Genomic DNA, 2,536 nt, shown 5'->3' on the forward strand with positions numbered 1-2,536 from the left:
CGTTCCCGAAGCTACCGGCGATGATACGATCTGCAAGCCGTCCGTTCCCGTATTCTTCCATTTGTCCCATCCGTCTGCCGTTCCGTTAGTTCCCGTTATAACCTCAAAACTGGAATTAACCAATAAGTTATTTGTTTTGCTTCTGCTTAACAAGTTTCCTTTAGCATCATACTGATATTCAACAGTACCGTTAAAATCATTCGCTTCCATTAGTCTACCGTTTTTGTCATAAAGATATTTGGTTGTCACGTTTGCTACCGTAATTGGAGCAATGAGTGTAATCAAAAACATAGCACTTAGAAAGATGGATATGGTTTTCTTTAACATAGTACCTCCAATAAGTTCTATTTCTGTATAGGAGCTTTTTCCCGCTGTTAAATTATACCTTCATTATTTGATGCTGTATACCAAGGGAGTTTAAAAATAAAAGGGCGTGCTGAACGGGGCAAAATTTATGGCGATACAGGTAGTAGCGGAATACGAGGATCGACCACAGCTATTGCAAAAAAAGAACCCCGAAGCTCTTCTCGAGGTTCATTTTCAGCAGTTGAAGCCCGAACACAGTCTCACTTGTCGTCTGAAGGTACGCTCGAATACGGCCAAGCTCGTAACAGCGATTGCCTTCGTCGATCTCGCCTTCTGCCGCATTGCGTGTGGCTGCATCCGCCTTAGTGATTTTCTTCTATTCCTGCTGATCGGTTGATGGGCATCCTAATTGCGGTCCGCTCAGCCGATTCCCTTCTCATTTGCAATAGCGCAAGTTGTCGCGTGTGCAGTATCTCTGGTCGGCCAGCACCACTTCCGGATAATAGCCGAATCGAGCGCGGTAGCGTTCCGTTGCAGCATCTGGACTTCGTTGTAACTGTCTCAGGGTAGATGCTCCCGGAACACTTATCTGTTTACAATTGATCACCAGTTTCGCCCCAAACTTGAAGTTCGCCTGGGCTTTGTCGCGCACGATCGGTCTTACGTGCGGCTGTGAGATGCTGACAATCCGATCAAGCACACAAAAATACGTGTACCCCCTGTATCCTCAGAAAGACTGTATTTTATGCGATTACTATCTATTACTTTGTTATTCTTGCAATCCGGATACCATCCCTCAAGTTAGCTCTTCTTAAAACTAACGGCGTCCATAATGAACGCTCCGGGTGCGGGTGATTCCAAATGCAAATGGATTCTAGCCATGACCGCATTACCCGGTGCAGTGGTAATGCCCCCGATTGTTGTCCATGCATTCGTCAAACTTGTCTCCGCTGGTCGCACAATGCTTAGCAGCTTGCCCGAAGCATCATGATATTGAACAACCATCTGTACCTTACCACTGGATAGCGCCGTAATGTTTACCCGTCCTTTAATTTCATAGGTACTGTTTCCTGTTATCGCTACTTCTTGGTAAATCCCTCCCAATCCTTCCACTGATACTTGTTGCGCGCAACTTCCTGATACTACTGGCGTCGTAACCACCTTAAAGTCTCCCGAAGCCCCATATCTTGTCCATCCATCCCCTATTCCGTTTGTTCCTGTATAGACTTCAAAATTTTCGTTATACAGAAGATTTCCATCTAAGCTTTTCTTAAAACTAACGGCGTCCATAATGAACGCTCCGGGTGCGGGTGATTCCAAATGCAAATGGATTCTAGCCATGACCGCATTACCCGGTGCAGTGGTAATGCCCCCGATTGTTGTCCATGCATTCGTCAAACTTGTCTCCGCTGGTCGCACATCGCTTAGCAGGTTGCCCGAAGCATCATGATATTGAACAACCATCTGTACCTTACCGCTGGATAGCGCCGTAATGTTTACCCGTCCTTTAATTTCATAGGTACTGTTTCCTATTATGGCTACTTCTTGATAAATCCCTCCCAAGCCTTCCACTGATACTTGTTGCGCGCGACTTCCTGATACTACTGGCGCCGTAACCACCTTAAAGTTGCCCGCCACTCCATATCTTGTCCATCCCCCTGTTTCAAAGCTCGGGTTGGTTAAATAACTTCCTCTATTTTTGGGCAGCAGCAGGTGCAGTTGAAGTAACGGTAAGTTTGGTCCAATCCTTTGTCCCATCTATCAAAGAGGAATGCACTATGTTTTCCCATATCCAGGACCCGTTCGCATCTTGCCAGTAAGTCCTTAAATGCACACCTTGTCCCGTTATTCCTAAGGTTTTAATAAAAGCAGATATTGTAAATGTTCGCCCTCCAATATATGTATTATAATCGAATCCTTCAAATTGAAACTGGTCTCCGGAACTGGCACGAGTTACTTTTAAGGAATGCTTCCCATTAAATACTGTTGTTGTATCTACTACAGCTGCACCATTAGTTCCGTTATTTATGGACCAGTCAGCCAATCCTTCTTCAAAACTCGGATTCGCTAAATGACTTGCTGTTTTCTGTGTTTCTGTTATGGCTACTGCATCAATCCAATAAGTCCCTTGTCCATTCATGTCTCCTGGTGAGACTAGTACACCATCAATCCTTAAATTGTGGGTAAAGACGTTTTAGTTTGATTCTTGCTTCGTCGGTGGTAAACTGCC

4 protein-coding genes are annotated in these 2,536 nt (G+C 45.0%); 1 reads left to right on the forward strand and 3 read right to left on the reverse strand.

The features are described from left to right. The coding region (locus NLX71_RS26150; RefSeq protein ID WP_254366738.1) for an RHS repeat domain-containing protein at positions 1–327 on the reverse strand (327 nt) is incomplete at its 3' end. Between the two features lie 127 nt (positions 328–454). On the opposite strand from NLX71_RS26150, the gene NLX71_RS26155 reads away from it, so the two are divergent. Further along, positions 455–703, forward strand: coding sequence for a hypothetical protein (locus NLX71_RS26155; RefSeq protein ID WP_254366739.1), 249 nt, complete (start codon positions 455–457; stop codon positions 701–703). A 404-nt stretch (positions 704–1,107) separates the two neighbouring features. Here NLX71_RS26155 and NLX71_RS26930 read toward each other — a convergent pair whose 3' ends face one another. Together NLX71_RS26930 and NLX71_RS26165 are read right to left on the reverse strand one after the other, a co-directional pair. Further along, on the reverse strand, positions 1,108–1,944 hold the full coding sequence (locus tag NLX71_RS26930) for a carbohydrate binding domain-containing protein (protein WP_254366740.1): 837 nt from the start codon (positions 1,942–1,944) through the stop codon (positions 1,108–1,110). Positions 1,945–1,999: 55 nt separating this feature from the next. Continuing rightward, positions 2,000–2,446: a hypothetical protein gene (locus tag NLX71_RS26165; RefSeq protein ID WP_254366741.1), complete on the reverse strand. Its 447-nt coding sequence runs from the start codon at positions 2,444–2,446 to the stop codon at positions 2,000–2,002. Positions 2,447–2,536: the final 90 nt, after the last annotated feature.

The sequence above is a fragment of the Paenibacillus sp. MZ04-78.2 genome, from assembly GCF_024213375.1.
In the GTDB taxonomy this organism is placed as follows: Bacteria; Bacillota; Bacilli; order Paenibacillales; family NBRC-103111; genus Paenibacillus_G.